This is a genomic window from Azospirillum brasilense (genome assembly GCF_003349955.1).
In the GTDB taxonomy this organism is placed as follows: Bacteria; Pseudomonadota; Alphaproteobacteria; order Azospirillales; family Azospirillaceae; genus Azospirillum; species Azospirillum brasilense_B.
Window position 1 is genome coordinate 1 of record NZ_QLKQ01000154.1, and the last position, 3,522, is coordinate 3,522.

General features: G+C 54.5%; 2 protein-coding genes. One reads left to right on the forward strand and one right to left on the reverse strand.

Features of this window, described 5'->3' with window-relative positions:
* On the forward strand, positions 1 to 1,081 hold a 1,081-nt coding region (locus DXK32_RS31695), incomplete at its 5' end, for a hypothetical protein (RefSeq protein WP_162801445.1).
* Here the strand turns inward: DXK32_RS31695 and DXK32_RS32505 are convergent.
* On the reverse strand, positions 1,002 to 3,522 hold a 2,521-nt coding region (locus DXK32_RS32505), incomplete at its 5' end, for a hypothetical protein (protein WP_162801446.1). The genes DXK32_RS31695 and DXK32_RS32505 overlap by 80 nt on opposite strands.

The window sequence follows — 3,522 nt, forward strand, 5'->3', positions numbered from 1 at the left end:
GATAACTAATAATTCACATCCTATTTTCTCGCGCTCGCTGACCGGCTGCATTGCCGGCGTCGTCCTTATCTCCGACGGCGTGGAAAAAGATAGGGGGCGGCTGCATGCCCTCGACCCAAAACTCGACCAGACGGAATTGCGTCATCACATAGCATTGCGTGAGGTTCTGCAAGATCTGGCACCTGTGGTTTATGAATATTTTTCCATAAAAGAATTTCTGGCAAACATCTCACGGCACGCAACGGATGTTGTAATTCCTTGCATTGCACCTCCAGGTTCACGGAACCGTTATGCACTCCTGCCCGCAGTCTGCGAGTCACAGGGCGTGATGTACGCGGGGGCCGACGCCTTCACCAAGGCCCTGTGCCAGGACAAGCATCTCAGCAAGCTCGTGGTGCGCTCCGTCGGTCTGGATACACCCAACGGCGTGTTGATCCAGCACGCCGGTTCGGTCGCACTAATCGAAACCCTGAAGCCGCCGCTCGTCGTAAAGCCGAACCAAGAAGGTGGCTCGCTGGGTATTTCCCAAAGGAATCTGGTTTCATCGCATGCGGACGCGGCGCACTTGGCGACCGAACTTCTCCAGCAGTTCAGGCAGCCCTGTCTTGTAGAGGAATTCGTGCCGGGCCGAGAGGTAAGTGTTTGCATCCTTGGCAATCAGTATGGGATTCATGCCATCGAGGCGGCTGAGCGCTATGTTCCCGGCAATGAGGACTATCTGAGTGAACGCCTTTTCGATTTCACATTGAAGAATAAACTTGGTGCCGACACCGACATCCGCTTGGTGACGCCGCAGATCGAGAACTCGATACTGCAGAAGTGCAAAATTCTCTTTCGCAATCTTGGGCGTGTCCAATTCTTCCGCATTGATGGACGCCTGTCCGACGGCGGCTTCACGGTTTTGGAGCTCACTCCGGACACACACCTGGGCGAACGGGCCGAGTTTTGCGGCACTTTGATCAAGGCAGGACTGACCTATACCGACGTCGTCCGCGGCATCCTCAATAATTGTCTAGATGACTACAGATCTCCGGACTCCACGACGTCAGGAATGCCGGATAGTACGCAAACCCCGATCTGAATGCGAAATTCGGATCGGCTATAGGGGTGCCGGCGAAACGGAACTTCCACAACTCCGCATTCGTATCGATCTCAAATGATTTAGCCTCGTGAAGATATTGGTTTGCCCGTTCCGGCATGCCAAGTTCCCGAGCTGCCCAGGACAGGTTGAAGTAAGCAATCCGCCTGATTTCCTGGTCTGCAGGCTCACAACCTCGCAAGATTCCCAAGAGCCGCTCTGAGAAATAGAGGTAATCCTCCACGCGTCTTTTCAAGCCACAGAAGATGATCCAATTGTTGTAAATTACCACCGAGGTAAACGCCCCGTTGGCCGTGGCATTCGCTTTGCGCAGGAATTCGGCGCAGGTGTCGCCAGGGGCGCCCCGATACAGAGCAACCGCCGCAAGATTGTTGTAGACCGAGGCGACCTCAAAGTTTAGGCCATCGCATTCATCGGTCAGCAGATTAAGCTGACGCTCGCATTCATCCAGTTCACCCACGTCGCCGAGCTGTAGTGAAAGAGCCAAGCGGGATGTCGCGATCGCCGCCCTCCGCCGCCAATCGTCGATAGGAGCCGCGTTGAAATTTTGAAAATGTTCGATGCTCTCCCTGATATAACGCGCCGCTTCCAATGGTAGCAGCACCATCTCGGCATTGCGCAAAAGCGTTCCATAAGTCCATGTACCCTTAAAAATCGGGTCCCCGATAAGCCTGTCGAACAGTGCTTGGCATTCCGTGTGTCGGTTGAGGCTACGAAGGCAGACGAGCCTCACCAATTGCAGCGAAAGGTAGTATTCCGGTTGTCCGAAGGGCTTTACGGACTTTAATTCATTCTCCACCAATGCGAGGCTCTCGGCTTGTCGGTTCTGCAACTCAAGCAACGAAGCCTTGAGTACTATGGAACGATTATACCGGCGCGACATGTGCCCAAGGACCGACAGAGCGGCGTCAAGCCTACCCAATCCGTAAAGAAGATCCGCAATCCGGATGGAGATCTCATCATTGCTTTCGGAGTCGCCGGCCTTCAGCAGGTCGCCGTGCACTTTGACGAGATAAAGCTCGAGTTCGGCCGGATCCGCCTTATCCACCACTCCCGTGGTGGCGATCCGTTCAATCAGGCCGAAGATTGACGCGGCATCGTCCAGCTTCTTGTATATGGCCAGAAGTTGTGAATAAACCTCCGCCTGTGTGACGAAGAAAGCCGGCTGTTCCAGTCCCCGCTTGTAATGTAGCTCCCAAGCTCGCAGCGCCATCACGACAACGGGGCGGAAGCGTGCCGTATCGATTAAATTGAGGCCGATGCGGTCGTGACTGAGGGTCAATTCGGCGTGTTTCTCATCGACCAAAATATAGCGCCACTTCGTGGCAAGCTCGTCCACGCAGCTATTCAAATCCCCATGTGGGAAGAGATCCGCACGCGCTTTTACGATTTCCCGAATTGCAGCTCGCATGGCCGGTCCCTTGTGCACAGCGACCAGTGCGAGAAGCATTCGTGCTTCTTTGCTGAGTTGACCGATGTTGTCAGGGCCGACGTCCGGACCGAACGACGCCACATTGCGTCCTGCCGCCGATTCCGCGTCGTTGGCCGGAAGTAGGTTGTCTATCCTTGCTCGCATCTCGCTGATGTTGATCAGATTTCCTCCCCAACCCTTTAGGGCGTCACGAACGAAGCATGCGCGAAGACGTTCATCGGACTGAATGATTTCTGCCACTTCGGTGGAGTTCAGCGGGGCCAATGGATGGGAATGAGCTTGGATCCCGTTCCTGCGGAATTCCTCGAGAAATGGAGCTGCCTCAGGCCCCGCCTCGCTTGAGACGGTTCGGATCTCACACACCATCCGGAGGCCCGGTGCGTGGTGCAGCAGCTTGGACAGGTACCCGATGGCGTAGGAACTCAGGTTCTGCGTGTTCTGCACGTGGAGAATGATCTTGGAGGAAAGAACGGCATGTTCCAGATAATGCTGCGCGACCAGGGTCAAGCGGTCACGAGACAGATTTCGCAACTGCTTCGACAAATTCCGCTGTGCGCCGAAAAAGAAATCGAAGAAGGATAGTACGATTGCGCCCGCAGTTCCGCTACCCTTGGCAATCCGCTCCGCATTTTCGGCAGTCAACTCTAGGCCGTATTCATGGAAGTAATTGTCGAGGAAGTCGTCGATCCGAGGAACCGCCAAGCCGGACCGTTCAGCACGGTCAAAAGCTTCGACAAGCTTTTTGAGCAAATCGAGCTCCCCCACGCTCTCACGGTTGGCTCCATGGAAATCGACGGACACGACAGCCCGCTTCTCATCTTTCATAATGACCTGTCGAAAGAGCTCTGATTTACCAAAGCCGCTGGGAGATGCGAGCAAATAAACCGACCCGTTATCCCTTGATGTCAAATAACTCTTGAGCCTTATCTTGTCGTTCTCGCGGTTACGAAAACCCAGTTCGTCGGCTAGGGTTCGAGAATTATTAGTTATC